The following is a 19,241-nucleotide window of genomic DNA, read 5'->3' as shown; positions in this document are numbered from 1 at the left end:
TGGCTGCTTAGCAGCCGGGTCCGGCCGTCTGCGGCTCAACGCCGCTCTTGGTGGCCTCGACACAGATGCTATCGAGGTCGGTGCCGTCGAGCGACGTGACCGTGACGGTCACCTCGTCGTCAGACAGGTTGCCGAGAACGGCCTCTTCAGCCGGCGCGTCTTCGCCGAGTGCGACGGCCGACGCCACCTGCGACGCGCCGTTTGCGGCGATCGTTGCGAGCGAGCTCTCCTCGGCGCGGTCCTGAATGCCGGAGAAGATCGGGATGGCCACGGCGGCCAGAACGCCGAGGATGACGACGACGACGATGAGCTCGATGAGCGAGAATCCGCCCTCACCGGTCTCTTCGCGGCGCTTCTTGGCGGCGGTGATGTAATTGCGAATCGATGCACGCATGTGCGTATCTCCCCAGTGGAATAAATGAACAGGTCAGCACTGACGCGCTCGGATATCCCTTGTTTCCCCAGATATCCCAGCCTTCCAGAGCTGGGTCCTTGGGAATCCCACTCGTGAGATCCCCTCCCCGAGATGATCATGAGACGTCTCTCATCTAGATGTCAACTGCCTCTCATCCGCTGTGGAAAGTCCTTCAGCGTCCCAGATTCGCCTTAAAACCTGGTCGGACGTGCATTCGGTATCCATGAGCGCGCATGGATCACAGCATCCACTGCGGTGATCTTGAGGTCAGCCTGAGGAACCCGCGCGTGAGAATGAGAGGCCGACGGCCTCAGGCGTCGATGATCTCGAGCCGCACGCGGGCGACGTCGCCGAGCGAGAGGCCCTCGGCATCCCGCACCGCCCTTTTGAGCGGAAGCACGTACGTGCCCTCCTGCGCAGACGGAAAGATCGACGTCGACCACGTCGACCCGCCGATCGTTGCCCGCACGCGCACCGAGCCGAAGCCGCGCGCGGGGCGCGGGATCTCGCGGATGTCGGCGCTCAATTCTGGCGGCACCGAGACGAAGAACCACGACGAGTCCTCACGGGCATCCCACTGCCAGACGTCGCCGTCGAACTCGATGATCATGCGCCCAGGGTAGCGCCGTGCCGCGCCCGGGGGTGCCTGGGAGAATGCCTGATCATCGCCAATACCGCGCGCGCCAGTGCCGACGCAACCCCCGGGCCGTCCAATCCGATGGCGGCTAACCTCCGAAACACCTGGGAGCCCGGAGACACCGGGCTCGAGATTGGAGGCGCGTCATGCGCACGTCACCCAACCGCATCGTCGCGACGATCTTCGGTGCCGTCTACATCCTCGTGGGGCTGCTCGGCTTCGCGGTCACCGGCGGCGTCGGCTTCATCGCCACCGAGGGCGGCCTGCTGCTCGGCATCTTCGAGGTCAACCCGCTGCACAACATCGCCCACCTGCTGATCGGTGCCGCGCTGCTGATCGCCGGCCTCTCGTCGGTCTCGGCCGCCAAGGGCGTCAACGTCACGATCGGCGCCGTGTACCTGCTGCTGGGCATCGTCGGATTCTTCATCGCCGAGAGCGCGCTGAACATCCTCGCCCTCAACACCGCCGACCACTTCCTGCACCTGGCCAGCGCCCTCGTGCTGCTCGGTGTCGGCCTCGGCGCCGAGCGCGGCGTGCGCACACGCCACGCGACGGCCTGATCCGCGCGATGTCTCTGCGCATGTGGCCCGCCCTCGCCTCGTGGGGGGCGGGCCTCATTCATCTCGCGGTCGCGGCTGCGGCGCCGCCTGCCATGCTCGCACTGTTCGTCCTCATCGGGGCGGTCGAGATCGTCTGGGGTGTGCTCGTGCTGCGCGCGGGCGGCCTCGTCGTGCCACGCATCGCGCTCGGCGCCGCCGTGGCGATCGTCGCGGCCTCGGTCGCCGCGGCACTTGCGGGCGTGATGGCCTGGCTGCCGCTGGCGAGCTCGACGGTGTTCGTCGTCTTCATCGCGGGTGCATGCGCCCTCGCGGTGCGGCGCGGGGTCCGGGGCGGTGCACGGGCGGTTGATGCCGGTGGCGGTGCCGGTCCGGTCGGTGGTGCCGTTGCCGATGCCGGGGGCGGTGCTGCCGGTGCCGGTCCGGTTGGCGCCGGCGGGCTCGCGGAATCGGCCGCTCCCGAGCGCCGCGAACCCCGACCCGGCCGCACCATCACGGGACTGCTGGCGGGTGCCGCGATCGTCGCCGCGCTGACCACCCCGGCCCTCGCGGCCACGGACGCCGGCGACCACGCCGTGCCCCACGGCGAGATGCCCGGCCACAGCGCTCACTGAGCGCCCGCGCGGTCGCGGGACGGCAGCATCCCGCCGCCATCCCGCGGCCGCGCGGCCGCCCGGCCGGCGCCACCGCGGCCGGCGCCGCCCCGGCCGCGCGCCGCCCCGGCCCGCGCCGCCCCGGCCCGCCCCCATCGGTAGCACGGCCGGCGCCGCAAACGCCCGAACCCACACTTTTGCAGCGAAACATCACGCGTCGTATGGGGTTTCGTTGCAAATATGTGGGTTCGGCGGCGGGATCCCTGCGAAACCGACGGATACCGCCCCCGGTAGACCCCCCTACCCCCGCCCGGAGTCCATCCCGCCCCCGACGGCCCGGCCTGCGCCACAAACGCCCGAACCCACACTTTTGCAGCGAGCCACCACACGACGAATGGGGTTTCGCTGCAAATATGTGGGTTCGGCGGCGGGATCCCTGCGAAACCGACCGAAACCGGCGAACACCGACGCGCGCGACACCCGGACATCGGCCCGCCCGCGCCCGACGCGCCGCTACCAGAGCGGGTGGATGCCGGCCCTCAGCCGATCGTCGTAGACCCGGTGCACGGCGGAATCGAACGCCGCGATATCGAATCCGTCATCGAGCAGGGCGGCGGCATCCGCGTTCGATGCTGCCTGCGCGGGGGTGCGCGCCCCCGGGATGACGGAGGAGACGCCGGGGCGGGACGCGATCCACGCGAGGGTCGCCGCCGGCAGCGTCACCCCGACGGGAAGCGCCGCCGCGAGTTCCCCCGCCGCCTCGAGGCCGGTCTCGAAGTCGACACCCGAGAATGTCTCGCCGCGGTCGAACGCCTCGCCGCCGCGGTTGTACGTGCGGTGGTCGTTGTCGGCGAACGTCGTCGCGCGCGTGTATCTGCCCGAGAGCAGACCGGATGCGAGCGGCACCCGAGCGAGGATCCCCACGCCCGCCGCCTCGGCCGCGGGCAGGACCTCATCGAGAGGCTTGAGCCGGAAGGGGTTCAGGATGATCTGCACGCTCGCGACCCCGGGTCGGGCGATCGCGGTGAGCGCCTGCGAGCAGGTCTCGACAGACACGCCGTAGGCCGCGATGGTCTCGTCTGCCACGAGCGCGTCGAGGGCGTCGTAGACGGCGTCGTCTTCGATGACGGATGCCGGAGGGCAGTGCAGCTGCACGAGGTCGAGCGTGTCGACGCCGAGGTTGCGGCGCGAGCGGTCGGTCCAGGCGCGGAAATTCGCCGCCGAGTAGTTGGCCGGCTCCTGCGGCAGCCGCCGGCCCATCTTGGTCGCGACGGTGAGTTCAGCGCCGGGATTGGCGGCGACGAAGCGACCGATCAGCGTCTCGGACCGGCCATCGCCGTAGACGTCGGCCGTGTCGAACAGGGTGATGCCCCGCTCGAGGGCGGTCTCGAGCACGGCGAACGCGTCGTCTTCGCCGACGTCGCCCCAGTCGGCACCGAGCTGCCAGGTACCGAGACCGATCGCCGAGACGTCGCGTCCGGTGCGTCCGAAAGTGCGCTGCTGCATGGTTCTCCTCGCGTAAGCGGTCAACATTCCGGAGACGTTGCCGCGATCGTGTCGCGCGGGCCCGGAATCCCGGGCCCCGGCGTTGCCGGCACCCGCGCCGGTCCGGAATATTGACCGCTCCAGCATCGCACGCGCGAAGGCGGCGTGCAGGTCCCCACCTGCACGCCGCCTGTCCGGACGGATCGTCCCCCGTCGATCTGGCCCCCCGGCTCGTCCGGATACCGACGCGACGCACCCGAAGCGCCGCGGCGGACTTGTCAGCCGCGCATCGGCGGCTCGGGTTCGGTGATGCGGCTGCGGCCCACGGCGAGCCAGATTCCCGCGATCGCCAGCCAGATCGGCGTCAGCGTTCCCGGCAGACCCGGCACGCCCGTGGCGACCGTCAGCACGAGCAGGAACAGCGCCACGACCAGCCCCACCGAGGCCATCACCCGTGAGATCGAGCGCTCGACCCACGCCATCCATCCCATCCCCAGCACCGCGACGAGTGCTCCGAACCACGGCAGGTAGGCGCCGAAGTCGGTCAGCATGTAGTAGACGAACAGCCCCTCCGAGTCGTAGAGGCCCGCCTCCGGACCGAGGTAGTTCGCCAGCGCCCCGCGCCAGCCGTACCCCAGCAGCGACGCCCCGGCCGTCGCGATCAGGCCCGCGGTGACCACGCCCGCCGCGCTCGAGCGCACGAACCGCGCCTCGACGTGTCGCCGCCATGCACCGACGAAGACGAGCATGCCGAGGATCCCGAGCAGCCCCGCGGTGAAGCCGATCCGCCCGATCAGCGGATCCAAACCCATCACGTCGACCGAGGTGACGATGTAATCGGTGCCGTTCTCCCACGCCTCGGTTTCGGCGGCGGGCCGCAGGTCGGTGCCGACCGTGCCGATCGCGCCGCCGATGCCGGCGAGGGTGAGCCAGAGCGGCCAGGCCGCGAAGCGGAAGCCGCGGGACGGAGTGCGGCGCGCCGGCCGCGGCGCCGCGGTCGTTCGGGCGCCGGATGAAGAGGTGGTCATGGTTTCGCTTTCGTCGAAGGTGCGCGGCCCCCGCCGCGCTGCCGCACCGCGGCACACCCCGAGACTCCCGCGCCCGACGGCCCGGGCCCCAGGTGCCGATGTCCCGAATCGCCCGGGACATCGCTCCGGGACGCACCACCACCCCGACCGACCGCGGCGACCGACCGCGTCGACCCGCCCGCACGGGCGCTCAGCGCCGGACGGACCCGAAGCCGGCGTCGCGCGCCATGACGATCAGCGCGCTGCGATCGGACGCGCCGAGCTTGGTGAGGATCCCGTACACGTAGTTGCGCACGGTCTTGTTGGTCAAGAACAGGGTGCGCGCGATCGAGCCGTTGTCGAGCCCGCGCGCCACGAGCTCGAGCACCTCGCTCTCGCGCTCGGTGAGCTCGGGAAACGGCCGGGCGGAGGCATCCCCCGCGCTCCCGCTGAGGTAGGCCATCGCGCGCGCGGCGACGTCTGCGCCGAAGAGCAGCTCGCCCTCGGCGACCGCGTGGATCGCCCGCTCGACCTCGCGCGGTGTGGCGACCTTGAGCAGATAACCCCGGGCCCCGGCGCGCATCGCGGCGAAGAGCGACTGGTCGTCTCCGAGCATCGTCAGCACCAGAACGGCGGTGCGTGGATGCTGTCGCATGATCGTGCGCGTCGCGTCGATGCCCGACTCCCCTGCCAGGTCCAGGTCCATCAGCACGACATCCGGCGTACGTTCCGCGACGAGCGCGACCGCGGCGTCGACGGTCTCGGCGTCGCCCACCACCTCCACCCCGTCGAGGGTCTCGAGCAGCGAGGTGATGCCGCGGCGGAAGAGGGGATGATCGTCGACCACGGCGACCGTGATCGCCCGTTCCCGCGTCATGTCGGTCCCCCTCACCTCGCACCTCCGCGCACGGCCGGCCCCGCAGCCTCCACAGGCGTCCCGGCCTCGGGCGACCCCTCAACCTCCGCCGGTGTCCCGGCCTCGCCCGGCTCCTCGCGCGCCGCACGCGTCCCCACGAGCGCCAGCGTCGTGCCATCCTGCCCGGTCGAGATCTCGAGCCTCGCCCCCAGCTCCGCGGCCCGCTCGCGCATCGACCGCATGCCCACGCCCCATGGGGCGTCGGCGGCGATGCCGCGTCCGTCGTCGCTGATGCGCAGCATCCATGAATCACCGTCGACCCCGCGCTCCAGCCGTACCTCGATCCGCGTGCCCCGCGCATGCCGGACGGCGTTCGCCAGCGCTTCGGACGCGATCAGGTAGAGCCCGTCGCGCACGGGTGGGGGCAGGTGATCGTCGGCGCCGGCATCGACGCGCACCACCACGGCGAGCGCCGGGGAGTCGAAGCGTCCGCCGATCTCGCGCAGCGCGCGGCCCAGGGTCGCGCCCTCGAGCGGCGAGGGCGTCACCTCCCCGGCCAGCTCCCGCACCGCACGGGCGCGGCGGGTGAGGTCGTCGCCGAGCTCGGCCAGCAGCGCGCGGGCGCGCTCGGGGTGATCCCTCAGCAGGTTCTGCGTCGCCGCGAGGCCGAAGCCGATGCCCGCCAGGGCGGGCCCGAGCCCGTCGTGCAGCTCGCGACGCACGGCGCGACGTTCGGCGGCGCGGCGCGCGAGCAGATCCGCGCGGGCCTGCTCGAGCGCGACACCGGCCTCGACCAGCTGCAGTGCGGCCGCGACGAGGCCGACGATGTCATCGAGCAGCGCGCGCGTGCGGCGATCCAGGCGCTGCCCCTCGCGCGCGGCGACGATGAGGTCGCCGATGCGGCGCGCGCCCACCATGAGCGGCCGCACGAGCTGTCCGCCTCCGCGCGCGTCGACCGGCGCCCGTCCTGACGCCGCGACGAGCTCCGACGAGCCCGCCGCACGCACTTCGACGAACCCCAGCCGCAGCACGCGCCGGATCGCATCGCACAGTCGCTGGAGCCCCGCCGCTCCCGGCTCGAGATCGCCGATCCGATCGCCGAGGCGGGCCAGCATCGACACGGGGTCCGCGCCCTCGCCGTACACGAGGGCGTCGATCCGCCGCTGCAGCCACACGCGCAGCGGCTGCACCGCCAGAGCGATCACGATCGGCGTGACGACCCAGAGTCCGCCGACCCCCGGCAGCACGAGGGCCGTGCCCGCCACGATCGCGAAGGACACCGCGACACCACCGATTGTGAGCGATGCCCACAGGATCACGCGGCTGATGACCATCTCGACGCCCCAGAGCCGTTGCCCCAGCACGAACACGAGGATCGCGGCGGGGTAGAGCACCTGCCCGACGACGGGGGCGATCATCCCGAGATCGACCACCCACCGCGGCGCCGCGAGCTCAGCGGGAAGCACCAGCAGAACGTAGGAGAAGGTCAGGAAGAGGTGACCGAGCGTGAGCCACGCCACCCCCGTACGTTCGCGCCCCCGCGCTCGTGTCCACCGACCGATCAGCACGCCGCACGAGAGCACCGAGATCGTCACCGCCGCGAACGAGAGCGCGGTGTAGGCGGGCGCAAGCACCGCCTGATACCCCGGTAGGTCGATCGCGAGCGGGTTGACGGGGGCGGCGACGCTCTGCTGGGTCAGGCTCGCCACGAACGCGAGCACGGCCACGGCGAGGCCGGTGACGATCACGCCGCGCTGCCACGCGGGCACCGCGTCGCGACGCACGAGCAACGGCAGCGCGGCGGTCATGAAGGTGCCCGGGACGAACCCCCACCCGGCCGCGAACGCGATCAGCCCCCACAGCGGCAGACCGGGGATCTCGGCGCCCAGCAGCCCGTACTGCACCCCGAACGCGGCGATGCCCGACCCGACGGCGTGCACCGCGAGGATCACCCCCACCGGGTGGGGACGCCGCGCGAGGATCATGGCGCTGACCGGGCCGTAGATCAGCGCGACGGTCACCCCGATCTCGTCGAAGCGCGCCTGCATCTCGGCCGGCGCCGGTGAGAGGAACACCCCCGGCAGCGCGGTCTGCGGCAGCTGCCACACCGCCTGCAGAGTCAGGGACGCCAGCGCGAGCGCCCACGAGATCCCCCAGACCGCGCCCGCGACGATCCGCCGCCCCGTCATCGGGGCATCACCGCCTCGACACCGCGCCGCCCGGGAGTGACGCGCACGCGGGCGCCGACGTCGCGGGCGCGCCGGGCGACGTCGTCGGCGAGCGCGGGCAGGACGGCGGGGTCGACACGGTCGCCCGTCACGAGAAGGGTGACGGATGCCGAGGCCACCTCGACCGCCACCCCGATGACCGCGACCCCGGCCGTGCGCCGCATGCCCACGACGGCCTCGGTCGCCGCGAGGTAGCAGGCCACCTGCAGGTCGGCATGCAGCACATCCGCCCCCGCGGCGCGCACGTCGATGCGCACCCCGTCAACGGCAAAACGACGGGCGAGCTCCTGCAGCGCGCCCTCGAGATCGCCCTCGTCGAGGGCGGCGGGCAGCAGCGAGCGGGCGAGCCGTCGCACGTCCTCGGCGCGCCGGGCCACGTCGTCGCGCACATCGGCGAGCGCTGTCCCCGCGCGGGGCGAGCCGGACTCGATGAGCCGACCCGCCGCCGCCATGCCGAACCCGATGCCCGCGAGCGAGGGAGCGAGCTCGTCGTGCAGCTCGCGGTGCAGCATCCGCCGCTCTTCGCGCCTGACCTCCAGCATCCGCTCGCGTGTCTCGGCGACCTCGATGTTGAGGTCGGCCAGGACGACGGCCACGGCGATGAGCCCGGCGATCTCGGTCACGACGGGAGCGATCTCCGTGCGCAGGTACGCCGGGTCGTCGGAGGTGAGCACGAGGCGACCGACGCGCACGCCACCCGCCGTGAGCTCGATCTCGACGGCCGCGGCGCCGGCCGATCCCTCGCGGGCGGGCGGGGCCCCCGAATCCGGCACGAGCTCGACCGACTGCAGACCCCAGGCGGAGCGCAGCGCGGCGGCGAGCGGGGTGAGTCCGCCGCCGCCGGCGAGGTGCGCGCCGATGCGACGCAGCACCGCGCGTGCATCGTCGCGCGACTCGCCGTAGAGCTCCGCGGTGCGGCGGCGCAGGGAGCGCATGAGGGGCACCCAGCAGAGCGCGAGCGCGCCCGCCGCGATCGCCCCCGCGACCGCGGTCGATGCGCCGAGGAGCCCCGCAAGGTGCGAGATGAGCAGGTAGGCGGCGATCGACACGGCCACGGCCTGCACCCGGAGCGCCCCCGCGGCGAGATGGCGGTGCTCGCCGATGCGCCGCCCGCGCAGGGCGACCGCGAGCACCGCGGCGGGAAGCGCGGCCTGCGCCAGGACGAACGCGGCGTCGCTGAGCACGGTGGCGGTGGGTCCGAGCGGTATCGCGATGCGCAGGTATCCGGCGACCAGCAGCGCGGCGCCGACGGCGAGCCAGGTCAGGGCGGCACGCTCGCGCGGCCCGCCGGCACGACCCTCGCCGACGAGCATCGCGGTACCCACGACGAAGAGCCCGATGGAGGCGTAGAACACCACGAGCAGGACGCCCAGGGGCAACGGCTCGACGACGCGCGAGTACAGCGAGAGCGTCGCGTCGAGGGCGACCACGACGATGCCCGCCGCGATGCCCGCGCGCCAGAGTCGATCGCGGCGGCGCGCGAGCAGCAGCGGAAGCAGGCAGAGCGCCGCGACTTCGGCCAGGCGCGGAAAGAGCAGCACGGCGTCGGCGAGGGCTGCGGGCACGGTGCCCGGCTCGGTCAGGGGGAGCACGGCGACCGCGAGCGCGAGCCACCCGCACTGCACGGCGAGCGCGCCGACGACGAGGGCGATCGCGGGGCGTCCGCGCACGATGACCACCGCCGCGACGGGCGCGTACACGAGGGCCGTGACGATCACCCGCAGCGTGTTCGACCACGGGCCGCCGGTGCCGAGCACGACGAGCGCCGCCGCGAGCGCCGGCAGCCACGCCGCCGCGATGAGCGCCAGCGCGGCACCGAACGCGGGCGCACGGCGGGGCTCGCGCGCGGGGCGTGCGGGCCGGTCCATGCGCTCAGTATCGCGGGAGGTGCCCGTGCCGCGGCAGGGGCGGATGTCCCGGATGTCGGAGGGGCGGGGCAGACTCGGGATGCTGCGACGACATGCCCTTCGGATCTTTGTCCCCACCCTCCCGTGGTCAATGTCGAAGCTCTGTTCTACCATTGTCGACATGGCGATCGCACGGCAGCAGCAGGCGTCCCCGGGCACCGCCCGGGTCGACGAGCTGAGCCGCCTGCGCTCGCAGATCGATCGGGTGCGGGGGCGACGGGTCGAGGTGCCGCTGCTGCCCGTGCATCCCGCGATCGGCGGGCTGCTGCCCGAGCGGGGTCTGCGGCCGGGCTCGGTGTACGCGATCGACTCCTCGTCGCCGAGCCTCATGCTCGGGCTCATGGCGCAGGCCTCGCGGGCGGGGTCGTGGTGCGGCATCGTCGGGGTGTCGACGCTGGGGGCCGAGGCCGCCGAGGAGTACGGCCTCGATCTCGAGCGCCTGGTGCTGGTTCCCGAGCCCGGTGCGCGGTGGTTCACGGTCGCCTCGGCGCTCGCCGAGGTGCTGCCGATCGTCGCGGTCAACCCGGCGGGGCGCCCGGGCGAGGGCGATGTCGCGCGCCTCGCCGCGCGCCTGCGCGATCGCGGCACGACGCTGATCACGCTCGGCGCATGGCCCGGGGCCGATGCGCTGCTGAGCGTGAGCGACCCCCGCTGGCGCGGTCTCGGCGAGGGACACGGCTATCTCGCCGGGCGCGAGGTCACCGTCACCGCGTCCAGCAGACGCTTTCCCGTTCCCCGCAGCACCCGCATGCTGCTGCCCGATGCCGCCGGCACCGCGGCCGGTGCGGGTGTCGACGCGGGCGGCGCGGGTGTCGGCGCGGGCACGGGCGTCGGCGCGGGCGGCGCGGGTGTCGGCGCGGGCACGGGCGGCGGCGCGGGCGGCGCGGGTGTCGGTGCGAGCCCCGCCGGGCATCCGCGCACGGATGTGCCCGACAGCATCCCCATGCCCACCCCGATCCGGGCGGTGGGCTGATGCACCAGACCCCCGTGCGCACCCTGCTGGTCTGGGTGCCCGACTGGCCGATCGCCGCCCTCGCCCGCGAGCGCGGCTCGACGCTCGATGCCGGTGCGCCGATCGCGATCGAGCGGGCGGGCGGCATCGTCGCCTGCTCGGCCGCGGCCCGCGCGAGTGGCGTGCGCCGCGGGCAGCGCCGCCGCGATGCGCAGGCCCGCTGCCCGGGGCTGCGCCTGGTCTCCTCCGACGAGGGGCGCGACAACCGCGGGTTCCTGCCCGTGGTCGACCGCATCGAACGGCTCGCGCCGGGCGTGCAGATCATGCGGGCGGGCATCGGCGCCCTGCGTGCCCGCGGCCCCTCGCGGTACTACGGCGGCGAGAGCGAGGCCGCGCGGGTGCTGCTCGACGAACTGGCGGCCATCGATCTCACCGACGCGCGCGTCGGCATCGCCGACGGCCCCTTCACCGCCGAGCATGCGGCCCGGCGCACCCGCCCCGGACCGGGTGCAGAGCCCGCAGCGCGGGTGCACGCCGTCGAGCCCGGTGCCGCGGCCTCCTTCCTCGCGCCCCTGTCGATCCGCACGATCGACGACGCCGAGCTGGTGGGGCTGCTCGCGCGCCTGGGCGTGCAGACGCTCGGCGATTTCGCCGCGCTCGCCGAAGACAGGGTGCGCGAGCGCTTCTCCGAACACGGCGTGCGCCTGCACCGCCTCGCCCGCGGGCTCGACGCGCGGCCCGTCACCGCGCGGGTACCCCCGCCCGAGCACGAGCGCGAGGTCGCGTTCGAGCCCCCGCTCGAACTGGTCGATCAGGTCGGCTTCGCGGTGCGCATCACCGCCGACGACTTCGTCGACACGCTCGCCGCCCGGGGCCTGGTGTGCACCGAGCTGCGCGTCGAGCTGCGCGATGACCGCGGCGGGCGGTCCGAGCGGGTGTGGCTGCACCCCACCACCTTCGATGCCGCCGCCGTCGTCGACCGGGTGCGTTGGCAGCTCGAGGCGGCCGTCGACGCCGAGCTGCGCAGCGGCATCACCCTCGTCCGCCTCGAGCCCGAGGCGGTGGATGCGGCATCCCACCACGAACCGGGACTGTTCGGCCAGGGCCCGGGCGAGCGCGTGCACCACGCCCTCTCGCGCGTGCAGGCCCTGCTCGGGCATCGCGGCGTCGTCACCCCCGCCATCGGGGGTGGCCGCTGGCTCGCCGAGCGCCAGGTGCTCGTGCCGTGGGGCGACCGGGCCGCGCCGGCGCGCGAGCGCTCGCAGCCCTGGCCCGGCAGCCTTCCGGCCCCGCATCCCACCACCGTCTTCTTCCCGCAGCCCGAGATGCGGGTGACCTCCGCCGACGGCGCCGCCGTGACCGTCGACGAGCGAGGGCGCCTGAGCGCGGCGCCCGCCGCGATCGCGGGCACCGGCATCCATCGTGCCGTCGCGGGGTGGGCAGGCCCGTGGGGTGTGCGCGAGCGGGAGTGGGATCCCGAGCGGCGACGCGAGGCGCACCGGGTGCAGATCGTCGACGACACCCAGGTCGCCTGGCTGCTCGTGCTCGAGGGCGGCACATGGCGCGCCGAGGGGCGGTACGACTGATGGGTTTTCGCAATCCTCCGATCCCGTGGTCCGAGCTCGAGCGCATCCTCGGCACGACCCGGCCCGACAAGGTGCCGGCAGGCGCCGACGGCGGCGACAGTCCCGCCTGGTCGCGCAAACGCGGGGCCTACGTCACACCGGCCATCGAACGCCCCGAGAGTGCGGTGCCCTACGCCGAGCTGCACGCGCACTCGTCGTACTCCTTCCTCGACGGGGCCTCTTCGCCCGAGGCCCTGATCGAAGAGGCCGAGCGTCTGGGGCTCTCGGGCCTCGCCCTCACCGACCACGATGGCTTCTACGGCCTCGCCCGCTTCGCCGAGGCCGCCGAATCGTTCCACGTCACGACGGTGTTCGGCGCCGAGCTGTCGCTCGGCCTGCCGAAGCCGCAGAGGGGCGAGGCCGACCCCGTCGGACGGCACCTGCTCGTGCTCGCCCGGGGGCAGGAGGGCTATCACCGCCTCGCCGCCGCGATCACGGCCGCCCAGCTGCGCGGGGGTGAGAAGGGGCGCCCCGTGTACGACCCGGGCGAACTCGCCGACCGGGCGGGAGGGCCGGGCGATCCGCACTGGGCGGTGCTGACCGGATGCCGCAAGGGAGCCGTGCGGCAGGCCCTCGCCGCCGAGGGGCCCGAGGGTGCTGCCCGCGAACTCGATGCACTCGTCGATCTCTTCGGAGCGACATCGGTCTTCGTCGAGCTCACCGACCACGGCGATCCGCTGGATTCGAGGCGCAACGACCTGCTCGCATCTCTCGCCCGAGAACGCAGCCTGCCCACCCTCGCGACGAACAACGTGCACTACGCCACCCCCGCCAAGGCCCGGCTCGCCGCGGCGATCGCGGCCGTGCGCGCGGGCCGCAGCATGGACGAACTCGACGGATGGCTGCCCTCACACGGCGCGGGGCATCTGCGCTCGGGCGCCGAGATGGCCGAGCGCTTCGCCCGCTACCCGGGTGCCGTCGCCCGCACCGCGACCCTCGCCGACGAGCTCGGCTTCCCCCTGCGCCGCGCCAAACCCGCGCTGCCCACGCAGGAGGTGCCCGAGGGGCACACCCCGATGTCGTGGCTGCGGCACCTGGTGTGGCAGGCGGTGCCGCAGCTGTACCCGCGCCTGGCCGACGACGACCGCCGGCGCATCGAGAACGAGCTGAACGTCATCGAGAAGAAGGACTTTCCGGGCTACTTCCTCATCGTGCACGACATCGTCGCCGAGGCCCGGCGCCGCGGCATCCTGTGCCAGGGGCGGGGATCGGCGGCCAACAGCGCCGTCTGCTACCTGCTGCACATCACCGCCGTCGACCCGATCCTCTACCGGCTGCCGTTCGAGCGGTTCCTGTCGTCGCTGCGCGAAGAAGAGCCCGACATCGACGTCGACTTCGACTCCGACCGGCGCGAAGAGATCATCCAGTGGGTCTACGCCCGCTACGGCCGTGAGCGTTCGGCGCAGGTGGCGAACGTCATCCAGTACCGGCCCAAGAACGCCGTCCGCGACATGGCCCGCGCCCTCGGGTACTCCCCTGGCCAGCAGGATGCCTGGTCCAAACAGGTCGAGCGCTGGGGCGCCGAGCTGTCGTCGATGCCGGATCACGACATCCCGGATCTTGTCGTCGACTACGCGGGTGAGCTGCTGAAGGCCCCCCGGCACCTGGGCATCCACTCGGGCGGCATGGTGCTCACCGAGCGCCCCGTCGGCGAGGTCGTGCCGATCGAGCACGCGCGCATGGAGAACCGCACGGTGATCCAGTGGGACAAAGACGACGCGGCCTGGATGGGACTGGTCAAATTCGACCTGCTGGGCCTCGGGATCCTCGCCGCGCTGCAGCACTCGTTCGACATGATCCGTGGCGCCACCGGCGAGGAGTGGACCCTGGCGACCCTGCCCAAGGAGGAGCCCGCCGTCTACGACATGCTGTGCCGGGCCGACTCGATCGGGGTGTTCCAGGTCGAATCGCGCGCACAGATGGGCCTGCTGCCGCGCCTGCAGCCGCGTCGGTTCTACGACCTCGTGGTCGAGATCGCCCTTATCCGCCCGGGCCCGATCCAGGGACGGGCCGTGCACCCGTTCGTGCGCCGCAAGATGGGGGTAGAGAAGGTCGAGTACGCCCACCCCAAGCTCGAGCCGGTGCTCGAGCGCACGCTCGGCATCCCGGTCTTCCAAGAGCAGCTGATGCAGATCGCGATGGCGGTGGGCAACTGCTCGGGCGAGCAGGCCGACCTGCTGCGGCGGGCGATGGGTTCCAAACGGGGGCAGGAGAAGATCGAGTCGCTGCGCGAGCAGCTCTACACCGGCATGGCCGAGAACGGGCTCGTGGGCGCCGCGGCCGACGACATCTACGCCAAGATCCAGGCGTTCGCCGACTTCGGGTTCGCCGAGTCGCATTCGCTGTCGTTCGCGCTGCTGGTCTACGCCAGCTCGTGGCTCAAGCTGCACTATCCCGCGGCCTTCCTCGCGGGGCTTCTGCGATCGCAGCCGATGGGGTTCTACTCGCCCGCGACGCTCGTCGCCGACGCCCGACGGCACGGGGTCGAGGTGCGCCGCCCCGACCTGCACCGCTCGGGGGCGACCGAGATCCTCGAGCCGGTCGAGGACGTCGACGTTTCGTCAGGCCTCGACTCCTGCCTCGACACCGACCAGCCCCCCGCGGGCGAGTTCGACATCGACGCCCCCGACGTGTCGGCATCCCACCGCCGAGACGGCGCCTTCGCCGTGCGCATGGGGCTCGCCGGGGTCACCGGCATCGGCACCAAGGTCGCCGAGCGCATCGTCGCCGATCGGGATGCCGCCGGCCCCTACCGCGACATGCACGATCTCGTGCGCCGCACCGACCTCACCGCCGCGCAGCTCGAGGCGCTCGCCACCGCCGGGGCGTTCGAATGCCTGGGTCTGTCCCGCCGCGAGGCGATCTGGCAGGCGGGATCGGCCGCGCAGGACCGCGCGCAGTTTCTGCCCGGCACCGTCTTCGCCGTGCAGCCGCCCCTGTTCGCCGACCTCACGAGCCACGACCGGCTCGCGGCCGACCTGTGGGCCACGGGCGTCTCCCCCGACGATCACCCGATGACGCACTATCGAGGCGATCTCGCCGCGCGGGGCGTGCTGCCCTCGGCCGCCCTGCGCTCGCACGAGACCGGGCGACGCGTCGAGGTCGCGGGGCTCGTGACGCACCGGCAGCGCCCGGCGACAGCATCCGGAATCACGTTCCTCAACCTCGAAGACGAACACGGCCTCGTCAACGTCATCTGCTCGGTCGGGGTCTGGACCCGCTACCGGCGAATCGTGCGCGACTCACCGGCGCTGATCGTGCGCGGGATGCTGGAGCGATCACCCGAGGGCGTCACCAACCTCGTCGCCGACGGCTTCGAAGATCTGCGGGTCGGCATCCGGCATGCGTCCCGCGACTTCCGCTGAGACGGCGCGCCTGCCGCAATCCGCACCGCGGCTCAGCCACGACCGACCCGCTCAACGAGCGGCTCGAACCAATCGAGAAGCGCTTGACGTCGCGTGTTCCCGACACGCACCCAAACGATCGCAGGCGGGGTGCCATGTCCGTCGCGTCGCCGGGACCGACATCGGTGACGTGCTCTGCCTGATGACCAAGACCCAGGAGCGTCCGCGCCATCGCGGGCGGCAGCTGCGCGTCGACCAGAAAACGCACGGTCTAGGTGCGTGGGTCAGATCCTTCCGTTAACGCGCCGGGGTGAATCCGGTGGATAGCGCGGGGTGCTGGGAGAATCGATTCATGACGGTGACTGCCAGCCTGGAGGGTCTGTTCGAGGTCGAGCCGGGTGAGGCGCGGGCGCCGGGATCGGCTGCACCGGCGGGTGCGGGCAAGACGTTCCGTGGGTATGACCAGGGGCAGTGTTTCCTGCTCCCGCCGAGTCTGGATGACTGGCTGGACGAGGATGATGAGGCCCGGTTCATCTCCGAGGTCGTCGAAGAGCTCTTGGATCTGACGCCGGTCTACGCGTCGTACGCGTCCGCCTCGGGTGCGCCTCCGTATGACCCGCGGATGATGTTGAAGCTGCTGCTGTTCGCGTACGCGACGGGCGTGACCTCGTCTCGTGAGTTGGAGCGGCGCTGCAAGCGCGATATCGCCTTCCGGTGGCTGTCGGGCAACCAGGCGCCCGACTACCGGTCGCTGGCCCGGTTTCGTCGGCGTCACCTGGATGCCCTGCCGGGGTTGTTCCTGCAGGTGCTGCGGGTCTGCGCGGAGGCGGGGCTGGTGCGGTTGGGGCGGGTCGCGCTGGATGGCACGAAGCTGGCTGCGAACGCGTCGCGGCATAAGGCGATGAGCTATGACCGGATCGTGCCGAAGATCGATCAGCTCCAAGCCGAGGTCGCTGCGCTGCTCGCCGAGGCGGAGGCGGTCGATGAGGCCGAGGATCAGCAGTTCGGCCAGGACCGGCGCGGGGACGAGGTCGCCCCGGAGCTGGCCCGCCGTGAGGGGCGCCTGGCAAAACTACGTGCCGCGAAGGACGCGATCGAGGCCGACGCCGCCGAGAAGGCGGCAGCCGTGGCGCGGAAGAAGGCCGACGCCGCCGGTCAGCCCCCTGAGCAGGCCGACGCGGCCGTCGCGACTGCGGTGGACACGGCGGCGCCGAAGCCGAAAGCGCAACGCAATTTCACCGATCCTGAGGCGCGGATGATGAAGACGGTCCGCGGCTTCGATTACGCGTTCAACGCGCAGGCCGTTGTCGATGAGGGCCACCAGATCGTGTTGAGCGCCGAGGTCACCCAGCAGGCCACCGATATCCAGCAGTTCGTCCCGATGGCCGAGCAGACCCTACGGAACCTCGACGCGGCAGGAATCGAGCGTTCCCCAGAGGTCGTCCTCGCTGACGCGGGCTACTGCTCGGAAGCCAACCTCGAAGCCGCCGACGATCTGGACGCACAGGTGTTGATCGCGACGGGACGGCAACGTCACGGCGAGAGCTTCCCTACCGCCGGCGCCCCGGACCCGGCCCCAGAGGACGCGAGCCGGCGGGAGCGGATGGCGCACGCGCTGCGCACCGAGCAGGGCCGCACCGACTACGCGCGCCGCAAAGCCATCGTTGAACCCGCGTTCGGGCAGATGAAGACCCGGCAAAACGCCGGACAGCTCCGGCTACGCGGACTCGCCGGCGCCCAAGGCGAATGGCTACTCCACACGATCTGCCACAACCTCCGCAAGCTCCGCGTCGCTACAGCCGCCGGGCTGGCGCCCGCATAGGCCTCCCCAGGGGTCCCTGGGCGTCACAGCACGCACCGACAGTCGCCACGAGCCCCTCGCCGTGCGATCCCGCACGCTCTCACACCGCAACGGCCCGCCCGTTCCCGTTCGCGACCGTCAGCGCGCGATGCCAGAGTCAACGCCGCGCGCCACGCCACCCGATTCTGACCCGCGCACCTAGGAGGCGGTGAGAATCACGTGATCGGTCTGGGCCGCCGCATACTGCAGAGCTGCCTTGACATCGTCAGCCTCCAGATACGGACAGTCCTCGACGATCTCTGACACGGTGGCGCCGGCCGCGAGAAGCGAAAGCACGTCGGATACGCGCATGCGTGTCCCCCGAATCGCCGGGCGACCGTGCACCACGTCCGGGCGGACAACGATGCGATCGTTCAGAGACATGCGGTCAGATTACCCCCGCACCCGCAGTCCGCCTCGATCGCTGCGCTCCAGGATCTCTGCCCGGTGCCAACGTGCGAGAACATAGGACGGTGACCTCCCGCACTCCCGACCTCGGCCTGCTCTTCGACGTCGATGGCCCCCTCGCCAGCCCGGTCAGTCGCACGATCGCGATCGACAGCATCCTCGACGATCTGCTCGCCCTCACGCGCGCGGGCGTGCCGATCGCCTTCATCACCGGCCGCTCCGACGCCTTCATCCGCGACCAGGTCGTCACGCCGCTGCTCGGGCGCGGACTCGGCGAGGTGCTGCGCACCCCGGGCGCCCGCATGTTCGGTGTCTACGAGAAGGGCGCCGCGTGGTCGACGATCACCCCCGACGGGCTCGGCGACGTCGAGGTCGATCACGATGTCGCTCCCCCGCATGCGCTCGTCGACGACATCCGCATGATCGTGGCGACCGACTACGACGAGCTGGTCTTCTTCGACGACACCAAGCGCGCCATGATCTCGGTCGAGCAGCGGGTCGACGTCGAGAACGAGACCTTCCTCGCGCACCGCGACGCATTCGACGAGGCGGCGTTCGATGCCGCCGTGCGACACGGCGTGGGGGTGCGCTATGGCGACCGCGTCGCGCCGGATGCCGCGGGCAATGTGCCCTTCCGCCTCGATCCGACGATCATCTCGACCGACATCGAGTCGGTGCTGCTCGACAAGGACCGCGGCGCCCGGCGCGCGCTCGCGCACTTCGCCGCACTCGGCGACCTCCCCCGCACCTGGCGCACGATCGGCGATTCGCGCAGCGACTACAAGATGGCCGACGAACTGCACGCCGCAGGCTTCGAGGTCGCGCACGTCGACGTCCGCCCCTCCGACGGGATGCTGGATCGTCCGTACGACGTGATCACCGAGGGTGATCTCATCCACGACGAGGCGGGCGCCGCGTTCCTGCGCGGCTGGGTCGAGCGGCTCGGCATCGATCCGCACCGCGCGTGAGCTACGGCGCCGGGCGCCGCGTGTCGTAGGTCGGATCGGCGGGGCGAGGCCCCGTGTCATCACGCAGCGCGGTGCGCAGGGTCGCGACGACGACCGCGGCGATCAGCAGCACGACGAGGACAAGAACGAGCAGGGATATCACGACGGTCACCTCCGGGAACGAGTGGGTTGCTCTGTACCCAACCGCGGCACGGCGCCCGCGACAACGGTCCACTTCACCCGCAGTGGACTCACGGCAGCCACGAAGGCCCGGATCTCACTCCGGGAACACTCATTCAGATGCCACTTCTTCGCAGGTGGACCGGACCACATTGCCCATCACACATCGAAGCGACCCGTGGTCGCTTGCGCGAGCGATCGTGGCGTAGACTCGACCGTGCGATCGGCATTTGCCTTTGGCAGAAGAGGCCCTGTCGGGG

General features: G+C 72.1%; 16 protein-coding genes. 7 read left to right on the top strand and 9 right to left on the bottom strand.

Annotation, left to right across the window (positions count from 1 at the left end):
- Positions 1 to 7: 7 nt before the first annotated feature.
- Both AB2L57_RS08155 and AB2L57_RS08150 read right to left on the bottom strand, forming a co-directional pair.
- A complete protein-coding gene (locus AB2L57_RS08155; RefSeq protein ID WP_409048533.1) occupies positions 8 to 394 on the bottom strand; it encodes a prepilin-type N-terminal cleavage/methylation domain-containing protein in 387 nt (128 codons plus the stop codon).
- 331 nt (positions 395 to 725) lie between these two features.
- Positions 726 to 1,025: a DUF1905 domain-containing protein gene (locus tag AB2L57_RS08150; RefSeq protein WP_409048532.1), complete on the bottom strand. Its 300-nt coding sequence runs from the start codon at positions 1,023 to 1,025 to the stop codon at positions 726 to 728.
- A gap of 173 nt (positions 1,026 to 1,198) precedes the next feature.
- Here AB2L57_RS08150 and AB2L57_RS08145 point away from each other — a divergent pair, with 173 nt between their 5' ends.
- On the top strand, positions 1,199 to 1,612 hold the full coding sequence (locus AB2L57_RS08145) for a DUF4383 domain-containing protein (protein WP_292812720.1): 414 nt from the start codon (positions 1,199 to 1,201) through the stop codon (positions 1,610 to 1,612).
- A gap of 8 nt (positions 1,613 to 1,620) precedes the next feature.
- Positions 1,621 to 2,223 carry a hypothetical protein gene (locus AB2L57_RS08140; RefSeq protein ID WP_292812722.1) on the top strand — a complete coding sequence of 201 codons (603 nt, stop codon included), beginning with the start codon at positions 1,621 to 1,623 and terminating at the stop codon, positions 2,221 to 2,223.
- 492 nt (positions 2,224 to 2,715) lie between these two features.
- Here AB2L57_RS08140 and AB2L57_RS08135 read toward each other — a convergent pair whose 3' ends face one another.
- From AB2L57_RS08135 to AB2L57_RS08115, 5 genes are all read right to left on the bottom strand, one after another.
- Positions 2,716 to 3,708: an aldo/keto reductase gene (locus tag AB2L57_RS08135; protein ID WP_292812725.1), complete on the bottom strand. Its 993-nt coding sequence runs from the start codon at positions 3,706 to 3,708 to the stop codon at positions 2,716 to 2,718.
- A 257-nt stretch (positions 3,709 to 3,965) separates the two neighbouring features.
- A complete protein-coding gene (locus AB2L57_RS08130; protein WP_409048531.1) occupies positions 3,966 to 4,715 on the bottom strand; it encodes a hypothetical protein in 750 nt (249 codons plus the stop codon).
- Positions 4,716 to 4,905: 190 nt separating this feature from the next.
- A complete protein-coding gene (locus tag AB2L57_RS08125; protein ID WP_292812730.1) occupies positions 4,906 to 5,571 on the bottom strand; it encodes a response regulator transcription factor in 666 nt (221 codons plus the stop codon).
- An 11-nt stretch (positions 5,572 to 5,582) separates the two neighbouring features.
- A complete protein-coding gene (locus AB2L57_RS08120; RefSeq protein ID WP_409048530.1) occupies positions 5,583 to 7,739 on the bottom strand; it encodes a sensor histidine kinase in 2,157 nt (718 codons plus the stop codon).
- Positions 7,736 to 9,646 carry a histidine kinase gene (locus tag AB2L57_RS08115; protein WP_409048529.1) on the bottom strand — a complete coding sequence of 637 codons (1,911 nt, stop codon included), beginning with the start codon at positions 9,644 to 9,646 and terminating at the stop codon, positions 7,736 to 7,738. Before AB2L57_RS08115 ends, AB2L57_RS08120 begins: the two co-directional genes overlap by 4 nt.
- Before the next feature lie 160 nt (positions 9,647 to 9,806).
- Between AB2L57_RS08115 and AB2L57_RS08110 the strand changes: the two genes are divergently transcribed.
- The 4 genes from AB2L57_RS08110 (at position 9,807) to AB2L57_RS08095 (ending at position 17,428) form a co-directional block, all read left to right on the top strand.
- Positions 9,807 to 10,658: a hypothetical protein gene (locus AB2L57_RS08110; RefSeq protein WP_409048528.1), complete on the top strand. Its 852-nt coding sequence runs from the start codon at positions 9,807 to 9,809 to the stop codon at positions 10,656 to 10,658.
- Positions 10,658 to 12,223, top strand: coding sequence for a DNA polymerase Y family protein (locus tag AB2L57_RS08105; protein WP_409048527.1), 1,566 nt, complete (start codon positions 10,658 to 10,660; stop codon positions 12,221 to 12,223). The genes AB2L57_RS08110 and AB2L57_RS08105 overlap by 1 nt, the downstream gene beginning before the upstream one ends.
- Entirely contained in the window at positions 12,223 to 15,627 is a 3,405-nt protein-coding gene (locus AB2L57_RS08100) for an error-prone DNA polymerase (protein WP_409048526.1), read from the top strand. The genes AB2L57_RS08105 and AB2L57_RS08100 overlap by 1 nt, the downstream gene beginning before the upstream one ends.
- Positions 15,628 to 15,985: 358 nt before the next feature.
- Positions 15,986 to 17,428 carry an IS1182 family transposase gene (locus tag AB2L57_RS08095; RefSeq protein WP_081766114.1) on the top strand — a complete coding sequence of 481 codons (1,443 nt, stop codon included), beginning with the start codon at positions 15,986 to 15,988 and terminating at the stop codon, positions 17,426 to 17,428.
- 177 nt (positions 17,429 to 17,605) lie between these two features.
- Here the strand turns inward: AB2L57_RS08095 and AB2L57_RS08090 are convergent, their stop codons facing one another.
- On the bottom strand, positions 17,606 to 17,830 hold the full coding sequence (locus AB2L57_RS08090; RefSeq protein ID WP_409048525.1) for a DUF433 domain-containing protein: 225 nt from the start codon (positions 17,828 to 17,830) through the stop codon (positions 17,606 to 17,608).
- A gap of 89 nt (positions 17,831 to 17,919) precedes the next feature.
- On the opposite strand from AB2L57_RS08090, the gene AB2L57_RS08085 reads away from it, so the two are divergent.
- Complete coding sequence (locus AB2L57_RS08085; protein WP_409048524.1) at positions 17,920 to 18,822, top strand: hypothetical protein; 903 nt, start codon at positions 17,920 to 17,922, stop codon at positions 18,820 to 18,822.
- Between the two features lies 1 nt (position 18,823).
- Here AB2L57_RS08085 and AB2L57_RS08080 read toward each other — a convergent pair whose 3' ends face one another.
- Positions 18,824 to 18,964, bottom strand: a complete 141-nt coding sequence (locus AB2L57_RS08080; RefSeq protein ID WP_292814940.1) for a hypothetical protein — start codon at positions 18,962 to 18,964, stop codon at positions 18,824 to 18,826.
- Positions 18,965 to 19,241: the final 277 nt, after the last annotated feature.

The organism is Microbacterium sp. HA-8 (genome assembly GCF_046111165.1).
Lineage (GTDB): Bacteria > Actinomycetota > Actinomycetes > Actinomycetales > Microbacteriaceae > Microbacterium.
The sequence above is the reverse complement of the archived record's forward strand: the minus strand, read 5'-3'. Positions and strand labels throughout refer to the sequence as shown.

Bases quoted from the DNA above. Each gene is read 5' to 3' on its own strand.
- AB2L57_RS08155 (WP_409048533.1), bottom strand. From the start codon at position 394: ATGCGTGCATCGATTCGCAATTACATCACCGCCGCCAAGAAGCGCCGC.
- AB2L57_RS08150 (WP_409048532.1), bottom strand. From the start codon at position 1,025: ATGATCATCGAGTTCGACGGCGACGTCTGGCAGTGGGATGCCCGTGAG.
- AB2L57_RS08145 (WP_292812720.1), top strand. From the start codon at position 1,199: ATGCGCACGTCACCCAACCGCATCGTCGCGACGATCTTCGGTGCCGTC.
- AB2L57_RS08140 (WP_292812722.1), top strand. From the start codon at position 1,621: ATGTCTCTGCGCATGTGGCCCGCCCTCGCCTCGTGGGGGGCGGGCCTC.
- AB2L57_RS08135 (WP_292812725.1), bottom strand. From the start codon at position 3,708: ATGCAGCAGCGCACTTTCGGACGCACCGGACGCGACGTCTCGGCGATC.
- AB2L57_RS08130 (WP_409048531.1), bottom strand. From the start codon at position 4,715: ATGACCACCTCTTCATCCGGCGCCCGAACGACCGCGGCGCCGCGGCCG.
- AB2L57_RS08125 (WP_292812730.1), bottom strand. From the start codon at position 5,571: ATGACGCGGGAACGGGCGATCACGGTCGCCGTGGTCGACGATCATCCC.
- AB2L57_RS08120 (WP_409048530.1), bottom strand. From the start codon at position 7,739: ATGACGGGGCGGCGGATCGTCGCGGGCGCGGTCTGGGGGATCTCGTGG.
- AB2L57_RS08115 (WP_409048529.1), bottom strand. From the start codon at position 9,646: ATGGACCGGCCCGCACGCCCCGCGCGCGAGCCCCGCCGTGCGCCCGCG.
- AB2L57_RS08110 (WP_409048528.1), top strand. From the start codon at position 9,807: ATGGCGATCGCACGGCAGCAGCAGGCGTCCCCGGGCACCGCCCGGGTC.
- AB2L57_RS08105 (WP_409048527.1), top strand. From the start codon at position 10,658: ATGCACCAGACCCCCGTGCGCACCCTGCTGGTCTGGGTGCCCGACTGG.
- AB2L57_RS08100 (WP_409048526.1), top strand. From the start codon at position 12,223: ATGGGTTTTCGCAATCCTCCGATCCCGTGGTCCGAGCTCGAGCGCATC.
- AB2L57_RS08090 (WP_409048525.1), bottom strand. From the start codon at position 17,830: ATGTCTCTGAACGATCGCATCGTTGTCCGCCCGGACGTGGTGCACGGT.